11 protein-coding genes, 1 other RNA gene and 2 pseudogenes are annotated in these 16996 nt (G+C 71.4%); 3 read left to right on the top strand and 11 right to left on the bottom strand.

The window, feature by feature from the left end; translation table 11 throughout:
• Positions 1–137: 137 nt before the first annotated feature.
• The 7 genes from OHS71_RS25040 to OHS71_RS25010 all read right to left on the bottom strand — a co-directional run bounded on the left by OHS71_RS25040 (position 138) and on the right by OHS71_RS25010 (position 11089).
• Positions 138–713, bottom strand: a complete 576-nt coding sequence (locus OHS71_RS25040; RefSeq protein WP_328481581.1) for a CGNR zinc finger domain-containing protein — start codon at positions 711–713, stop codon at positions 138–140.
• 189 nt (positions 714–902) lie between these two features.
• Complete coding sequence (locus tag OHS71_RS25035; protein ID WP_328481580.1) at positions 903–2078, bottom strand: uroporphyrinogen-III synthase; 1176 nt, start codon at positions 2076–2078, stop codon at positions 903–905.
• A 99-nt stretch (positions 2079–2177) separates the two neighbouring features.
• Complete coding sequence (locus OHS71_RS25030) at positions 2178–3572, bottom strand: nitrate/nitrite transporter (RefSeq protein WP_328481579.1); 1395 nt, start codon at positions 3570–3572, stop codon at positions 2178–2180.
• Positions 3573–3792: 220 nt separating this feature from the next.
• Positions 3793–5067 (bottom strand): metallophosphoesterase, encoded by a 1275-nt coding sequence (locus OHS71_RS25025; protein WP_328481578.1) that lies wholly within the window; start codon positions 5065–5067, stop codon positions 3793–3795.
• Between the two features lie 594 nt (positions 5068–5661).
• Positions 5662–6987, bottom strand: a complete 1326-nt coding sequence (locus OHS71_RS25020) for an acyltransferase family protein (protein ID WP_328481577.1) — start codon at positions 6985–6987, stop codon at positions 5662–5664.
• Positions 6987–9065, bottom strand: a complete 2079-nt coding sequence (locus OHS71_RS25015; protein WP_328484634.1) for a bifunctional polysaccharide deacetylase/glycosyltransferase family 2 protein — start codon at positions 9063–9065, stop codon at positions 6987–6989. The genes OHS71_RS25020 and OHS71_RS25015 overlap by 1 nt, the downstream gene beginning before the upstream one ends.
• Positions 9066–10417: 1352 nt before the next feature.
• Positions 10418–11089, bottom strand: a complete 672-nt coding sequence (locus OHS71_RS25010; RefSeq protein WP_328481576.1) for a hypothetical protein — start codon at positions 11087–11089, stop codon at positions 10418–10420.
• Positions 11090–11987: 898 nt separating this feature from the next.
• Between OHS71_RS25010 and OHS71_RS25005 the strand changes: the two genes are divergently transcribed.
• From OHS71_RS25005 to OHS71_RS24995, 3 genes and pseudogenes are all read left to right on the top strand, one after another.
• On the top strand, positions 11988–12125 hold the full coding sequence (locus tag OHS71_RS25005) for a hypothetical protein (protein ID WP_328481575.1): 138 nt from the start codon (positions 11988–11990) through the stop codon (positions 12123–12125).
• Positions 12122–13131: pseudogene (locus tag OHS71_RS25000) on the top strand (TIM-barrel domain-containing protein); the annotation flags it as partial. The gene OHS71_RS25005 and the pseudogene OHS71_RS25000, both read left to right, overlap by 4 nt.
• Positions 13129–13487, top strand: a pseudogene (locus OHS71_RS24995) (substrate-binding domain-containing protein); the annotation flags it as partial. The pseudogenes OHS71_RS25000 and OHS71_RS24995, both read left to right, overlap by 3 nt.
• 172 nt (positions 13488–13659) lie before the next feature.
• On the opposite strand, the gene ssrA reads toward OHS71_RS24995, so the two are convergent.
• From ssrA to ftsX, 4 genes are all read right to left on the bottom strand, one after another.
• Positions 13660–14048, bottom strand: a transfer-messenger RNA (tmRNA) gene (ssrA, locus tag OHS71_RS24990).
• A gap of 118 nt (positions 14049–14166) precedes the next feature.
• A complete protein-coding gene (gene smpB / locus OHS71_RS24985; RefSeq protein ID WP_328481574.1) occupies positions 14167–14715 on the bottom strand; it encodes an SsrA-binding protein SmpB in 549 nt (182 codons plus the stop codon).
• A gap of 81 nt (positions 14716–14796) precedes the next feature.
• A complete protein-coding gene (locus OHS71_RS24980) occupies positions 14797–15975 on the bottom strand; it encodes a S41 family peptidase (protein ID WP_328481573.1) in 1179 nt (392 codons plus the stop codon).
• A gap of 67 nt (positions 15976–16042) precedes the next feature.
• A complete protein-coding gene (gene ftsX, locus OHS71_RS24975) occupies positions 16043–16960 on the bottom strand; it encodes a permease-like cell division protein FtsX (RefSeq protein WP_020132391.1) in 918 nt (305 codons plus the stop codon).
• Between the last annotated feature and the right edge of the window lie 36 nt (positions 16961–16996).

The raw sequence follows: 16996 nt of genomic DNA, 5'->3' as shown, positions 1-16996 counted from the left end.
CTTCTTTACATTTCCGCCACATCGACTAGATCGCGCCGACTGCCCGGACTGCGGCACAGGTAAACGGCGTGTAATCGAAATCACTTCGACGGTCGCTCTCCGGCACCTCCACGAAAGCCGCATACCAGGCAGGGGAGTTACGGCTGTGACGCGAGTGCCGCCCGCCGGCGGTGCCGCGCGACCCGCTCGCGGTTCCCGCAGACCTCGCTCGAACACCAGCGCCGCCGGCGCCCCCGGGACATGTCCACGTACACGATCGGGCAGTTGTCGCCCGCGCACTGCCGCAGCCCCGCCCGGGCTACCGGATCGGTGAGCAGCTCCACCGCGTCCCGGGCCACGGCGGCCAGCAGCGCGGCGCACGCGGGCGGCCCGGCCAACTCGCGGACGAGACCTCCGTCTTCACCGGGCACGGCACGGGGGGTCGGGGGCGCGGCCCGGGCGGCCTCGTTGACGCGGGCCAGGGCTTGGCCGTACGACCCGGGCTCGTTCCCGGCGAGCCATCCGTGCACCAACCGCCCGGTGTCGCGCCGCAGTTCCCGGAAGGCGGGCGGCCAGGAGGGGCCGGCGTGGGTGAGCGGGGTGTCCGGCGGGACCAGTCCGCAGCCGCGGATCCACGCGCACAACGGGGCGACCGCCGCGAGCCGTTCGAGTGGGTGCGCGGTCGCCAGCAGGTCGAGACAGACCCGCCCGGCGTCGAACCGGAGCTCGTCCATGCGCGTGTCACCGCCAACCGAGGGGCACTTCCCGGGAAACCGTCCCTTCACAGTGCCAGCGCCGGGTGCCGATAACCAGCCGTCCGGCGTCCTTCGCGGACGAGTCCCTCCGCGGGCGGAAGCGGAGGGTCCGCGGGCGCCGCCCGGAGCGGCGGCCCACGGGACGGGACGAGCAGGGACAGAACCCCCCTACTCGTCGGCGTACTTCGCGTCCGCGGCCGGGTCCAGCGCCAGCCGGTACCCCCGCTTCACCACCGTCTGGATCAGCTTCGGCGCGCCGAGGGCCGTCCGCAGACGGGCCATCGCCGTCTCGACGGCGTGCTCGTCACGCCCGGCGCCGGGCAGCGCCCGCAGCAGGTCGGAGCGGGGCACCACCCACCCCGGCCGCCGGGTCAGCGCCCGCAGCAACGACATCCCCGCCGGAGGCACCGGCTTCAGACACCCGTCGACCAGCACCGCGTGCCCCCGGATCTCCACCCGGTGCCCGGCGATCGGCAGCGCCCTGGCCCGCCCCGGCAGCTCCTGGCACAGCAACTGCACCAGCGGCCCGAGCCGGAACCGCTCCGGGGAGACGGTGTCCACGCCCTGCGCCTGGAGCGGCAGCGCGGTGACCGGACCGACACAGGCCGGCAGCACGTCGTGGTGGAGGGCGGCGAGCAGCTCGGGAAGCAGTCCGCGCTGCTCCGCGCGGGACAGCAGGGACGCGGCGGCGGGCGCGCTGGTGAAGGTGATCGCGTCCAGGCCGCGCGAGACGGCGGCGTCGAGGAGTCGGTCGAGCGGCGCCACGTCCTCCGGCGGCATCCACCGGTAGACGGGCACCCCCACGACCTCCGCGCCCGCGGCCCGCAGCGACTCCACGAAGCCGGGCAGCGGCTCACCGTGCAGCTGGACGGCGACCCGGCGCCCGTCGACACCCTCCTCCAGCAGCCGGTCGAGCACCTCGGCCATGGACTCGCTGGACGGCGACCACTGCTCGGTCAGCCCGGCGGCCCGCACGGCGCCCTTGACCTTGGGGCCGCGGGCCAGCAGCTCGACCCCGCCGAGCCGGGCGAGCAGCTGCTCGCCGAGCCCCCAGCCGTCGGCCGCCTCGATCCAGCCGCGGAACCCGATGGCCGTGGTGGCGACCACGACATCCGGCGCCAGGTCGATGAGTTCCTTCGTGGCGGCGAGCAGTTCGCCGTCGTCGGCGAGCGGCACGATCCGCAGGGCCGGCGCGTGCAGCACCACAGCCCCGCGCCGCTGGAGCAGCGCGCTGAGCTCCTCGGCCCGGCGCGCGGCCGTCACGCCCACGGTGAAGCCCGCGAGAGGCCCGTGTTCGACGGCGCCCTGAGGGCCGGTGTCGGATCGCTGCTGTTGCTCGTACATCACTCTCGTCCCGCTCGAGTCCCGTTCGCACCTACATGCCGACGAGCCTGTCAATGGTGCATGACAGGCTCGGTTCGGCCACATGTCGCCGGTGTTACGTCACACCTCGGCGTAGCTGAGCTGCGGCTTCGCCTCGGAGGCGGTACTGCCCGCCGTGGTCCGGCCGGCCGGGCGGCGAAGGTATACGGCCCAGGTGACCCCGAAGCACACCGCGTAGAAGGCGAGGAAGGCGACGAAGGCGCCGGTGCCGGAGCCGTAGGAGAGGAAGGACTGCCGGAAGGCCAGGTTGATCCCGACACCGCCGAGCGCGCCGACCGCCCCGATGAGTCCCATGGAGGCCCCGGACAGACGCCGGCCGTAGGCGGCCGCCTCCTCCCCCGCGAGCCCCTTGGCGACGGCCTTGGCCTGGAAGATGCCGGGGATCATCTTGTACGTCGACCCGTTGCCCAGGCCGCTGAGCACGAACAGCACCACGAAGACGGAGACGAAGAGCGGCAGCGACTTCTGCATGCTGGCGTAGACCAGGACGGCGGTGGCGGCAGCCATGCCGACGTAGTTGTACAGGGTGATGCGGGCGCCGCCGTAGCGGTCGGCGAGCCAGCCGCCGACGGGGCGGATCAGGGAGCCGAGCAGCGGGCCGATGAAGGTGAGGTAGGCCGCCTGGAGGGGCGTGCGGCCGAACTGGTTCGTCAGGACCTGCCCGAAGGCGAAGCTGTAGCCGATGAACGAGCCGAACGTCCCCACGTAGAGGAAGGACATGATCCAGGTGTGGCCGTCCTTCGCCGCGTCGATCGCTGCGCCGGTGTCGTTCTTCACGGACGCCAGGTTGTCCATGTACAGCGCGGCCAGGGTGGCGGCGACGAGGATCAGCGGGATGTAGATCCCGAGCAGCACGCGCGGTCCGCCGCTCGCCCCGATGACGGCGAGGCCGATCAGCTGGAGGACCGGCACACCGATGTTGCCGCCGCCCGCGTTGAGCCCCAGCGCCCACCCCTTCTTACGGAGGGGGAAGAAGGCGTTGATGTTGGTCATCGAGGAGGCGAAGTTGCCGCCGCCGATGCCCGCCAGCAGCCCGACGAGGAGGAACGTGTCGAAGGAGGTCCCCGGCTTCATCACCACGAAAGCGGCGGTGGTGGGGATCAGGAGCAGGCCGGCCGAGATGATCGTCCAGTTCCGGCCGCCGAAGACCGCGACGGCGAAGGTGTACGGAACCCGGACGACCGCCCCGACCAGCGTCACCATCGACGTCAGCAGGAACTTGTCGGCCGGGGTGAGGCCGTACTCCGGGCCCATGAAGAGCACCAGCACGGACCACAGGGTCCAGATCGAGAAGCCGATGTGCTCGGAGAGGACGGAGAAGAGGAGGTTACGGCGGGCGATCTTCTCGCCCTTCTCGTTCCAGAAGGCCTCGTTCTCCGGGTCCCACTCCTCGATCCAGCGGCTCCCCTTCTTCGCGGGGGACGGCGGTGCGGGGGCTGTGCTCGGGGCTGTCATGACGCCTCCACGGTGCTACGGGGCTGGGGTGGTTCGGGGGGATGAGCGGTGATGAGTCCCGAAGGTAGGGAGGGCGCGTTTCCGTACTGTGGCTGTGGGTGACCGGAAAGGAACGTTGCTCTCACCTTGCGCGCAGGCCCGGTGAGAGGTTGCGTGAGGCGCCCCCGCCCAGCCCTCGGAAGAGGGAGGTGGGGGCGCCTCCGTCGGCCCTTGGCGTACCTCAGTGGCAGACGAACTCCTTGTGGGCGGCGTTTCTGCTCAGTGTGCAGGTCTGACCGCGCAGGGCGCCGGTCGGGTCGTGAGAGGTGAGGTCCCAGGTTCCGGCGTTGCGGTTCAGGACCGCGTACCCGAAGACCCCTCCCTGGGTGAGGGAGTGATGGACGGCCTGCGGTGGCGTCCCGACCGGTGTCCCGATGACGGCCGCGTCGTTCGGCCCCTGCTCCAGCGGGTCTCCCCCGGAGAAGCCCACCGTCAGCTGCGGTGGCCGCGCGGTGTCGAAATCGATCATCTGGTAGAGGTGCGCATGGCCCGAAAGCACCATGCGGATGTTGTCGGCCAGCCGCCCGAGGGTCGTGCCGCCGACGGCCTTGTCGAGGACGGGCGTGAACGTCTGCGGCGGAGGGCCGGCCGATCTCACCATCCACAGCGGCTTGTGGGTGACGAGGAAGTAGTCGTGGCCCGGCTGCTGCCCCGCGGCCTGGTTCACGGCTTCGAACTGCCGGGTGTAGATCGCCTGCTGTGTGATGCTTCCGCTGTCGGCCGGATCGGCGTACGAGGAGTCCACGGAGAGGAGGTGCAGGACGCCTGCCCTGATCTCCACGGGATCGGGGTAGAGGGAGCAGGATCCGTTGCTCCGGAGGTCGTCGGCGAGGTAGCGGAACCACGCGGCCCCCGCGCCGCCCGTCGCGGGTGGGGTACGGCAGTCCTCGTGGTTGCCTCGCGTCAGCACGACCGGCGCCACCGCCAGCAGGCTTTCCGCCGGTCTGAAGAAGTCGGCGACCACGCAGCCCCAGCTGAATCTGTCACCCGCGGCCGTGCAGCCCGGGTTCGCGGCCGCGTCCGTGGCCTGAGCCGGGTCGTCACGGTAGAGGTAGTCGCCGACATGGATCGCGAGATCCGGATGCGTCACCGCGGCAGCGCTGCCGGCGATCCGCGGGAACGGCCAGCCGGTCTGGTGGTTGGCGCAGTCCTGGTCGGGACCCGGCGTCGTGACGCGGCAGCCGGTGTCGCCGATCACGCCGATGGTGCGGGGACGCGTGGTCGCGGTCCAGTTCGGCAGGGGAAGCTCACGGTTCGCGGGGTGCACCACGGCCGCGGCGACCGTCGACTGCGCGAGCACCGCGGCACGGGCCCCGAGCGGCACGACCAACTCGCACACCGTGGTGGGGAACTGCGGCGGCGCGGGACGGCTCAGCAGCCGCATCTGGTAGCCGGCCCTGACGGCGCCCACCGTGTACCGCACGGAGGGGCACGTCCCGGAGGTGTCGGTGGTCACGTAGCGGATCTGCGTACCCCGGCCGGTCAGCTGGGTCCATGCCCACGCCTCACCGCCGGCCCCACCCCCCGGTGGAGGGGTAGACCCCGGCGGCTTCGGCTTCTCACCGTAGGCCGGAACCCCCGGCGGACGGACCGGCCGCGACGGCTTCGGCTTCGGCTTCGGCTTCGGCTTCTCACCGTAGGCCGGAACCCCCGGCGGACGGACCGGCCGCGACGGCTTCGGCTTCGGCTTCGGCTTCTCACCGTAGGCCGGGACCCCCGGCGGACGGGCCGGCCGCGACGGCTTCTCACCGTAGGCCGGAACCCCCGGCGAAGGGGTCGACCCCGGCGGCTTGGGTCCTCCGTGGTCGGCCACGGGCCCGGCGAGGGCCGTCCCGACCGAGAGTGCCGCGGCGAGCATGCCTGTCATGGCAAGGACGATCGTCCGGCGCGTCGTGCTCACGTTCCTCCATCCCGAAGCCCAGGGCCCCGGCCCGTCCGGTTGACGGGCATACCGGGCCATGCTCACCAGGGCTCTCGGCGGACGCACCCCGAACGGGGCGAACGGCGTACAGCCGCGCGCGCAGGTGCTGTTCGGGGCCGAGCGTGCCGTTCAGCCCCGGTGGGTTCCCGCGCCGGCCCGTCCGTCCGGCCACAGACGGGGCTTGCGACGGGCCGCCAGATCCTCCACCCAGCCGAAGCAGACGACGCAGACCGCGGTGAGCAGCCAGATCGCCGGGAGCTGCGCCCACGGACTCTCCAGCACCCACGGTGCGTCGGTCTCCAGCCACGAGATGGCCCACAGCCGGTCCCACAGGGCCTCGACGACTCCGATGCACACGTTGTGCCACAGATAGATCGTCACGGCCCGGGAGTTGAGGAGGGTGATCAACCGTTCCCAGCGGCGCAGCCGGCCCGGCCACTCGGACCAGGACGGGCTGAGGTGCAGGAGCAGCAGCACCGCGGCGAAGGACCACAGGGACTGGGCGAAGGGCATGTCGTCCAGGTCGTGCCCCTCCTTGAGGTCATGGGCCAGGGCGTACCAGAGGCCGACCGACGCCACCGCCGGTGCCAGCGACGGGACCACGTAACGGGGCAGGCGGCGCAGGATGCCTTCCTGGTGCGCCATGCCCAGCAGCCAGCACGCGCCGAACGCGCCGAAGTCGCTGAGCTGGGACTCCAGCCGCCAGCCGGGCACCGGGAGCACGCCCGCCTCCAGCACGGCGGACAGGACGACGGGCGCGACGATCGTCGGCCAGGGCAGCCGGCGCAGGGCCCGCAGCAGCAGCGGGGAGAGCAGCACGAACCAGAGATAGGCGCGGATGTACCAGAGGGGAACGCCGATGTCGGCGGCCCAGCCGTCGCCGATCAGTCCGTGCACACCGGGCACGCCCTCGCCGTACGGCGGGTCGCTCAGCGGCAGGATCCAGTAGGCGAGGTGGAACCACCACCAGCCCGGGTGCCCCTCTTCGTCCGGGCCCCAGCCCCCCAGCAGCATGCCCGTCACGCCGACCGCGCCCAGCAGCCACAGCGGGGGCAGCAGCCTGCGCAGCCGGCCTCGTACGACGTCCAGCGCGGGCCGCCCGGCCAGTGAGCGGGCCATCAGGTTGCCGGCGAGCGCGAACATCACGCCCATGGAGGGGAAGACGATGGGCAGCCAGGCCCAGCCCATCAGGTGGTAGAGGACGACCCGGAAGAGGGCGACCGCCCGCAGGAGGTCGAAGTAGCGGTCGCGGCCGCCCCCCTTCTTCCGCGCTCCCCGCTGCTCAGGACTGTGCTGCTGCGGACTCTGATGCCCGGGACCGTCCCCGTCGGGACCGTTGCGCTCCGGGTCCTGCGCCTCGGGACCGTGCCGCCGCGGCCCGGTGTCCTGCGTCGGCGGCGGGAGCGGGGGCAGTTCGGGCAGCTCGGACGTGGCGTCCGTCGGTCGGATGCTCATCAGGCCGCTCCTGCGTCCATGGTGGCCGCCGGCGCACCGGGCGGTGCCGCCACCTGGCCCTTGCGGCGGAGTTTCTGCCAGCGCAGCCGGCCGCCGGTGAGGGCGGTGATCCAGGACTGGAGCAGGACGATGTACATCAGCTGGCGGTAGAGGAGTTGCTGGAGCGGGAGCGAGATGAGGGGCGTGAGGCGTTCCCGGTCCAGGACGAAGGCGTACGCCGCGCAGCCCGCCTGGACGGTCAGGACGCCGAACCAGGCCGCGATCGTCTTGCCGGTGGGGCCGAAGATCAGGCCGTAGACGAGGAAGAGGTCGATGAGCGGGGCGAGGAGCGGGGCGACGACCATGAAGAGGGAGACGAGGGGCAGGCCGACGCGGCCGAAGCGGCCCGACGGTCCGCTTTCGACGAGGGCGCGGCGGTGCTTCCAGATCGCCTGCATGGTGCCGTAGCACCAGCGGTACCGCTGCGACCACAGCTGTTGGACGGACTCGGGCGCCTCGGTCCAGGCGCGCGCCTTCTCCGCGTACACGACGTGCCAGCCGTCCCGGTGGATGGCCATGGTGATGTCGGTGTCCTCGGCGAGGGTGTCGTCGCTCATGCCGCCGACCCGGTCGAGCGCGGCGCGGCGGAACGCCCCCACCGCCCCGGGGATCGTCGGCATGCAGCGCAGGACGTCGTACATACGGCGGTCGAGGTTGAAGCCCATCACGTACTCGATGTGCTGCCAGGCGCCGATGAGCGTGTCCTTGTTGCCGACCTTGGCGTTGCCTGCGACCGCGCCGACCCGCGGGTCGGCGAAGGGCTGGACGAGTTCACCGACCGTGGAGGGCTCGAAGACGGTGTCGCCGTCCATCATGACGATGAGGTCGTGCCGGGCGTTGGCGATGCCCCGGTTCAGGGCGGCGGGCTTGCCCGCGTTGAGCTGCCGGACGACGCGGACACCGGGCAGATGCAGGTCCTCGACGATGCGGGCGGTGCCGTCGCTGGAGCCGTCGTCGATGACGAGGATCTCGATCGGGTGCTCGCTTTTCATCAGCGAACGGACCGTGCTCTCGATGCACTTGGCCTCGTTGTAGGCCGGGACGAGTACCGACGCCGGTTCGGTGACGGGCGCGTCGGGTCCCCAGACGAAGCCCTTGCGGCGGGTACGGCGGGTGTGCATCGCGGAGAGCAGGAGCATCAGCCCGAAACGGGCGAAGACGAGCACGCCGATGACGGCGAGACCGACGACCAGGACGCCGGTGGCGTCGTCGGAGGCCTCGACCAGGAAGACCCAGGCCTTGCCCTTCCACAGGTCGGTCCCGGTGACGGGGGTGTGTGCGCTCGGCGCCTCCAGGGCCTCGGTGAGGTTCTCGAACCGGTAGCCCTTGCCCTGGAGTTCGGGGAGGTAGGTGTCGAGCGCCTGGACCGTCTGATGGCGGTCGCCGCCGGAGTCGTGCATGAGGACGATCGCGCCCTGGCCGCCCCGGGGCGTGGCGTTGCGGATGATCTGCCGCACCCCGGGCCTGCGCCAGTCCTCGCTGTCCGCGGTGGTGAAGACGGTGAGGTAGCCGCGGGTGCCGACGTACTGCGTGACCGGCCAGGAGGCGTTGTCGAGGGCGTCCGTGCTGGAGGAGTAGGGCGGCCGGAAGAGGGACGTCCGGATGCCCGCGGCGCCCGCCAGGGCCAGCTGGTTCTGGGTCAGCTCCCAGTCGATGCGCTTCTTCGACTGGTAGGAGAGGTCGGGGTGGTTGAAGGTGTGCAGGCCGATCTCGTGGCCCTCGTCGACCATCCGCCGGACCAGGTCCGGGTAGCGGGAGGCCATGGTGCCGGTGATGAAGAAGACGGCGTGCACGTGATGCTTCTTCAGGACGTCGAGAACCTCGGGGGTCCACTCCGGGTCGGGGCCGTCGTCGAAGGTGAGCACGATCCGGCGGTCGGGCACGTCCAGACTGGTCTGCTGCCCGTTGCGGGTGTCGACGACCGGCCCGCCGTCGAGGACCGACTGCGGCACCTTGTCGGCGGCGGCCTCGGGGCGGATGCGGTAGTCGGCGAGGATCTCGCTGTGCACGTAGCCGCGCAGCATCAGCATCGCCATCATCGCGAGGAGCACGACGAGCGGCAGCAGATGGCGCAGCCGGAGCGACACCAGACGCCGGCGTTCGGGGGACGGTGATGCGGCGTGTGCGGAGCCGCCGCCCGCGCGCCCCGGGGCCCGGCCCCGGCCCTGGCGGGGGCCGGACCGCCGCCCGGAGGCCCGCCGCCCGGGACTGCGCGGCCCGGCGGCCGGCTCACCTTCCGAGGCGTCCTCCGTCGCCGGTGGAGCGGACGACGCGGCGTGGCCGCCTGACGAGTGGGCGGGCTGTCCGGCGGCGGACCGTCGGTTCGAGCGCCGGCTGGTACGTGGTGCCATGAGAGGTGGTTCTCCGGGGACGAGATCGGGCGAAGGTACGCGCCGCGTGGGAAGCGGCGGGGAGCGAGTGCCGAGACATCGCTGACTCTGCGTAGGTGTGGCCGCTGAGGCCGGTCGGGCCCATGGGACCCACTGCGTAGGGGGCCCACACGCTTGCGGACCGGCGAGACGGTCCGGGCCCTGGTCCTGCGAGACCCGCACGGCCGTGACCGACGAGACCCACCGCACTGCGGAACCCGCGCGGCCATGACCGACGAGACCCACCGCACTGCGGAACCCGCACGGCCGCGACCGACGGGACCCGCAGTGCCGCGAAACCCGCACGGCTGTAGGCCGACGAGGCCCACCGGCCGGTCCGGTCGGCGACCGGTCGGTCCGCGGGACCCCCACGGCCGTAGGACCGTGAAACCAGTCGGGCGAGGGACTCACACGACCGGTGAGGCCCCTCGGGCCGTGGGACCCGCACGGCCGTACGGCCGGTGAGCCCCTCGCCCCGTGGGGCTTTGGGGACCACATGCCCGCAGGCTGCACGGACCGCCGAGGCCCACGGACTGCGGGCTGCACGGCTCGCGGGCGACAGGGCTCGCAGGCCACACGGCTCGCGAACCGCACGGACCGCCAGGACTCGCGGGCCACGGGCCACGGGCCACGGGCCGTACGGATCGCGGGCCACACGGCTCGCGGACCCCAGACCGCACGGACCGCCAGGACTCGCGGGCCTCGGGCCACAGGACTCGCGGGCCACAACTCGCGGACCGCAGGACCGCGGGCAGACAGCTCGCAGGACACACGGCTCGCGGACCGCACGGACCGCCAGGACTCGCGGTGCTGGGGCCGCAGGCCCCACACCGCACGGTTCGCAGACCGCAGCCGACACGGTCCACACGGTTCGCGGGCCCGCAGGCCGATCGGGCCGGGGCTCCCGGACGTCACGGACCGCGGGCCGCAGGGCTCCTGGACCGCACGGCTCGCGGACCGCAGGCCACCCGCACCGCGCGGCCCGTCGGCCGCATCGCGGCGGCTCTCACGGGCCGGGCCGTTCAGGCCGGCGGGGTGGCCGGGGCTGGTTCCGGGGGGCCGCCGGCGACCGTCGTCGAGGCTCCTCCGGCCGGGGACGGGGAGGAGGCCGCCGAAGGGGACGCGGCGGGCGAGCTCGCCGGGGGCGGCTGCGTGGGCGGTGTCGGAGCGATCACCGGGCTGCTCGGGCCGGGACCCGAGGAGGCCGAGGGCGTCGCGCCGGCGCTGGGGCGGGCGGGGCCGCTCGGCGAGGGCCGCGCCGCCGGGGACGACCCGCTCGACGGGGCCGTGCTGCCCGACGCACCCGGCGCCGTACTCGCGCCCGGCTTGCCCGGCACGGCGCCGGACGCGGTGGCGGTGACATCCGCGCCGCCCGGCACCCGGGCATCGGGAGCCCCGGGGCGCGGGCTCTCGGACCCGTCCGGCGCCGACGTGGCATCCACGTTGCCGGCCGCCGGCTTGTCGTCCGCCTGCCCCGGCACGGGAACCGGCAGCCAGGGCGCACCCGCGTTCCCCGTCAGCAGCGCGGCCACGATGACGACGGCGTACGCCCCGCAGGCGGTGCCCACCAGGATGCCGATACGGCGGAACGTCCGGCTGCGCCGGCCCGACTCGTCGACGAACACCGGGACGTCGGAGGCGCCCTCCGGACCGTCGTGCCGCCCGCTCTTCAACGGGTCGAGCTGGACGGTCACCTCGCCCGGATCGTTGCCCTTGTCCGCGGCGCCGCCGGGTCCTTCTCCCCAGGGATCCCGGAGATCGCCCGACCGTTCGTTTTCGGAAAGGCTGTTCGACGCGTCCGAGGCCGACAGCAGGCCGCTTTCACGGGGTACGTCAAGTAATGACCGGTATCTGGCGCTCTCGCCCGCCATGGACGTCAGAGGCTGCCCCCCGATCCCGCCGAGGATCCCGCCGAAATTCTGTACTCCCGCCCCCGCGACCGGTGTGTCCCGGGTCGGGGATGCCGCCTCCGGCCACTCCGGTTGGGCGTCTTCCCGCCAATTCTTCATGTGCGCACTTCCCCCCAAGGAACTGTTCTGGGTGCGCCTGCGACCCTGAGCGCAGTCGACGAAACCGGGCCCCCACCCGTCTCCAGCGCCCCTTTTACCCCATTGCGCTCAGGTCCAAGAATCTAGCGCAAGCTTGGGCCCTGTGTTCGCGATGTGTCATTTGCGGGCAGAGGTCATGTTCATGCCTATGGCCGGAAATCGCCCCCCAGCCATCCTTCGCAGCCGCAATCCGACCGCCTCGATCACACCCGATCCCGAAAGCGATCGCTCAAGACAAGCGAGGGATCGAGGAAGACAGGACCATCTACTCCAATGCGGTCATAGAGGGGCAGAATTACCATGCCCTGGGGCGAACGCCACCTCGCCCCAGGCATGGCCGGAAACTTCAGCGAAGTCGCGGCCGGATGGCGCGTTTCCCCCGCCTGCTCCCACCTGTCCATTGACGCGACCACAACAGCCACATACGTTCCCCCGTCGAAGCGCTTCGACGGGGCTCATCGAATCGATTCGATCGACGCACCGTGACGCTCCCAGAACCATCCGACTCCCCCGGAGGCGCAGGATGTCGACGGCACGAAGGCGTGTGAGGACACGAAGGGGAACGGCGTGCGCCGCGGCGGACGTCGCCGGTTCCCCGCTCCCGGGCTTCCACGGCGGCTCGGACGACGGCGGCTCCTCCGAGGCGCCCGGCCTCATGGAGTACGAGGACCCCTGCGCATGAAGTTCACCGACGGCTACTGGCTGCTGCGCGAGGGCGTCACGGCCGCGCACCCGGCCGAGGTCCTCGACGTCACCGAGTCGGACGGCGTCCTGGAGATCCACGCGCCCACCCGGCCCGTCCGCAGCCGCGGCGACCTGCTGACGGGACCGGTCATGACGGTCACCCTCCACACCCCGATGCCCGACGTGGTCGGTGTGACCCTCACCCACTTCACGGGCGAGCGGCCCCGTGGCCCCGCCTTCGCCCTCACCGGGGTGGCCACCGCCCCGCAGCTCTCCCACGACGACACCTGCGCGACCCTGACCTCCGGCGCGCTGTCGGTGAAGGTCGCCCGTTCCGGCCCCTGGCACGTGGAGTTCCTCGCCCATGGCCGCACCCTCACCTCCAGCGGCCCCAAGGGCATGGGCATCATGCGGGACGCGGCCACCGGCGGCCACTATCTGCGCGAGCAGCTGGACCTGGGGGTCGGAACCTCCGTCTACGGCCTCGGCGAACGCTTCGGACCGCTGGTCAGGAACGGGCAGGCCGTCGACATCTGGAACGCCGACGGCGGCACGGCGACCGAACAGGCCTACAAGAACGTGCCGTTCTACCTCACGGACGCGGGCTACGGCGTCTTCGTCGACCACCCGGGCAAGGTGTCCTTCGAGGTCGGCTCGGAGGCGGTGTCGAGGGTCCAGTTCAGCGCCGAGACCCAGGAGCTGACGTACTACGTCATCCACGGCCCCGCCCCGAAGGACATCCTGCGCAAGTACACGGCCCTCACCGGCCGGCCGGCCCTCCCGCCGGCCTGGTCGTTCGGCCTGTGGCTGTCGACGTCGTTCACCACGTCCTACGACGAGGAGACGGTGACCTCCTTCATCGAGGGCATGCGGGAGCGCGAACTGCCCCTTTCCGTCTTCCATTTCGACTGCTTCTGGATGTGGGAGTTCAACTGGTGCGACTTCCGCTGGGACCCCGGGTCTTCCCCGACCCGGAGGGCATGCTGACCCGGCTGAAGGCGAAGGCGGCCCCGGCAGCGGCCCGGCGGGTGGCGGAGCGGCTCCTGCGCGAGCAACCCGCGCTGACCGGGGTGGTGGTCCACAACGAGGCGGTCCTGGAGCCGCTCATCGACGCGTTCGAACAGCTGGGGCTACAGGTCCCCGGCGACATGTCGGTCACGGCGATCTGCCCGGACGGACTCGCCTCGGGGATCCGGGTGCCCGTCACCTCCGTCGCGCTGCCGTCGGAGGAGGTCGGTGAGCGGGCGGTGGATCTGCTGATGCGCAAGCTCGGCGGCGAGACGGTACCCGGGTCGACCTGCTGCCACCGACGCTGACCCGGCGGGCGAGCACAGCCCCCCGGACGGTCGGTCGTCCCTGACCGGTCGCCGGGCACGCCCCGGCACGGAACGCCCGGCACGACAAGAACCCCGCCGCTCGGAAGCGACGGGGTTCTTGTTCACATGGGATGAGGCGGTCCGGAATTCTTTTCCTCCGGACCAAGGCGAGGTGATCCGCGCTCGCGCGACAGGCGAGAGCGGGTCACCTCCATCTCGTGGAGATGGCGGGAATCGAACCCGCGTCCAACGGTGCAGAATCAGGGCTTCTCCGTGTGCAGTTCGCTGTGATTTTCTCGGCCCCGGCGATCACGCGAACAAGTCGCCGACGGGCCCAGTCACTGTTTGATTTCCCATCGAACCCCGTGACCGGGCTCGATGGTTTAGTTCCCTAGATTATGCCAGGATCCGGGTCGGGAACACTCCCGGGCTGACACCCATTATGGGTCCTACACTCGCGGCTTATTAGGCAGCGAGGGCGTAGGACTGGGAATCGCTCTTGATATTGGCGATTATTTTTTGCGACATATGGTTTACGAGATCATTGCCGCTTCCTCGACACGCTTCCCCTGCTTCGACAGTCGCTGTCGAAACCGATCATCCCCATGTTGATTTTTCAATCCCTCCGAGGAGGGTCCGTGCCCGCTGCGGGGCACAGGTGCCATCGTACGTGACCAACGCACGTCGATGCCACTGCATTCCCGGCGGCCACGCCCGCCGCGGTCAGGCGTGCCGCTGCTTGCGCTTGGCCGCCGCGATCGCCCGGTCCGTCTCCCGGCGGTCCTGCTGCTCGCGCAGGGTCTGCCGCTTGTCGTACTCCTTCTTGCCGCGCGCCAGCGCGATCTCGGCCTTCGCCCGGCCGTCCTTGAAGTACAGGGCGAGGGGCACGATCGTGTGGCCCGTCTCCTCGGACTTCACCGCCAGCTTGTCGATCTCCTCGCGATGCAGCAGCAGCTTGCGCTTGCGGCGCGCGGAGTGGTTGGTCCAGCTGCCCTGGCTGTACTCGGGGATGTGTGCGGCGTGCAGCCACGCCTCGTTCCCCTCGATCTGGACGAAGCCGTCGGTCAGCGAGGCACGGCCCTGGCGCAGCGACTTCACCTCGGTGCCGGTGAGCACGAGACCCGCCTCGTAGACGTCGACGATCGCGTAGTCGTGCCGGGCCTTCTTGTTCTGCGCGACGATCTTGCGCTTGCCGTCCTTGGCCTTGCCGGACGCGGCCGCCCCGCCCTGCTTCGGCTGGGACTCCTTCGGTACGTACATTCCCTTGCTCATAGTCCGGCCATTTTCGCACCCGGAGGCCCGCAGAGGGAAAGCCGATTACGAAGCCGGGCACCGGACCTGGTCACGGGAGGCTCAGGACACGTCCCCGAGCCCGCTCAGCACGGTCTCGGCCCGCTCCAGCGCCCCGTCGTCCGCCTCCAGGTCGGGGGTGATGCCCCGGCCGTCGACGCCGCGGCCGGAGGGGGTGCGGTAGTGGCCGACGGTCAGCTCGGCGACGGAGCCGTCGGGCAGCCGCCTCGGCATCTGGACCGAGCCCTTGCCGAAGGTGCGGGAGCCCACGACGACCGCACGGCCACGGTCCTGGAGGGCGCCGGTGAGGAGTTCGGCGGCGCTCATGGTGCCGCCGTCGACGAGGGCGACCAGGGGGCTGGTGGTGTCGCCGCCGCCTTCGGCGTGCAGGGCGCGCTGGTCGCCGTCGACGTCATAGGTGGCGACGAGGCCGCCGTCGAGGAAGGCGGAGGCGGTGGAGACGGCCTCGGTGACCAAACCGCCGGAGTTGCCGCGCAGATCGAGGACGATCCCGGCGCCGGCCGGGGCCCGGCGGACGGCCTTGCGCACGCTGTCACCGACCCCCTTGGTGAAGGCGGCCACGGTGATGACGGTGGTGTCGTCGGAAAGCCGGTGGACGGTGACGGAGTCCGTGGACAGGAGCGCCCGGCGCAGGGTCTCGGTCCACGCGCGCGTGCCGCGCTCCAGGCCGAGACGGACGGTGGTGCCGGCGGGCGCGTCGGTGGCGTCACCGCGCAGTAAGGAGATGACGTCGGTGACGGGGAGCCCGTTCACGGACCGTCCGTCGACGCTGCGCAGCCGGTCCCCGGCGCGGACTCCGGCGGCGGCCGCGGGCGAGCCCGGCTGCACCTTGGTCACCTCGATCCGGCCGTCCCGCTCGCGCCGCGCCTCCAGGCCGACGCCGGTGTACCGGCCGTCGAGGGACTCCTCGAACTCCTCGTACTCGCCCTCGGAGTAGACGGCCGCCCAGCGGTCCCCGCTGCGGCTGACGGCACGCTCGGCGGCCTCCATGGGGGACTTGCCGTCCGCGGCGGCCTCCTCGGCGGCTCGCGTCACGTCCCCGGAGTGACCGGCGGGGGCCGTGGAGGGGGCGGCGCCCGAGGCGCTGCGCCCGGCTTCTCCCGGGTCCCCCGGCAGCGACCCGGTGGCGGCGCCCGCGACGAGCACGCTCGCGAACACCAATGTCAGGGCGGCCCCGCGGCCGAAACGGCGGGGCTGACAGAACAGGTCACGGCCTGACATGGCGGTGAGTCTAGGGGAACGCGAAGGGCCGTACGGTCGGTTGACCGTACGACCCTCGGGGCGTGCGTCACACCTTCAGATACTTGCGCAGCGCGAAGAACGCGGCCAGCGCGGGCATCAGCAGGCTCGTGGCGAGGATGAGCGGGAGCTTGGTCAGCACGGCGTCCCAGCCGATGAAGTTGATCAGGTTCAGCTTCTCGGACAGGGCCAGACCGTTGTCGATGATGAAGTACCGGGCGATCACCAGGAATCCGCAGGCGACCGTGCCGCCGATCAGCCCGGCGACCGCCGCCTCGGCGATGAACGGCGCCTGGATGTAGAAGCCGGAGGCGCCGACGAGCCGCATGATCCCCGTCTCACGCCGTCGGCTGAAGGCCGAGACGCGCACCGTGTTGACGATCAGCATCAGCGCCACGACGAGCATCAGCGCCATGACCGCGCGCGCCGCCCAGTTCATGCCGTTGAGCAGTCCGAAGAGGTTGTCCAGGATGCCCTTCTGGTCCTGCACGGACTGCACGCCGTCCCGCCCGTCGAAGGCGGTCGCGATGACCTGGTACTTCTCCGGGTCCTTCAGCTTGATGCGGTACGACTCCTGCATCTGGTCCGGGGTGAGGGAGCTGGCGAGCGGGGAGTCGCCGAACTGCTCCTTGTAGTGCTTGTACGCGTCGTCCTGCGACTCGTACGTCACCTTCTCGACGACCCCCATCTTGTCGAGGTCGGACTTGATCTGCTTCTTCTGGTCCGCGGTGACCGCGCCCTTGGCGCAGTTCGGGTCGGACTCGGCGTCGCTCTTGTTGCAGAGGAAGACCGAGACGTTGACCTTGTCGTACCAGTAGCCCTTCATCGTGCTGACCTGGTCGCTCATCAGCAGCGATCCGCCGAACAGCGCCAGGGACAGGGCGACGGAGACGACGACGGCGAAGGTCATCGTCAGGTTGCGGCGGAGACCGACGCCGATCTCCGACAGTACGAACTGGGCGCGCATGGCGAGTTGTTCAGGCCTTTCCGGGGACGTCCGCGA

Origin of the sequence: Streptomyces sp. NBC_00377, from assembly GCF_036075115.1 — a bacterium.
GTDB lineage: Bacteria > Actinomycetota > Actinomycetes > Streptomycetales > Streptomycetaceae > Streptomyces.
This window is presented reverse-complemented; position numbering and strand designations above follow the sequence as displayed.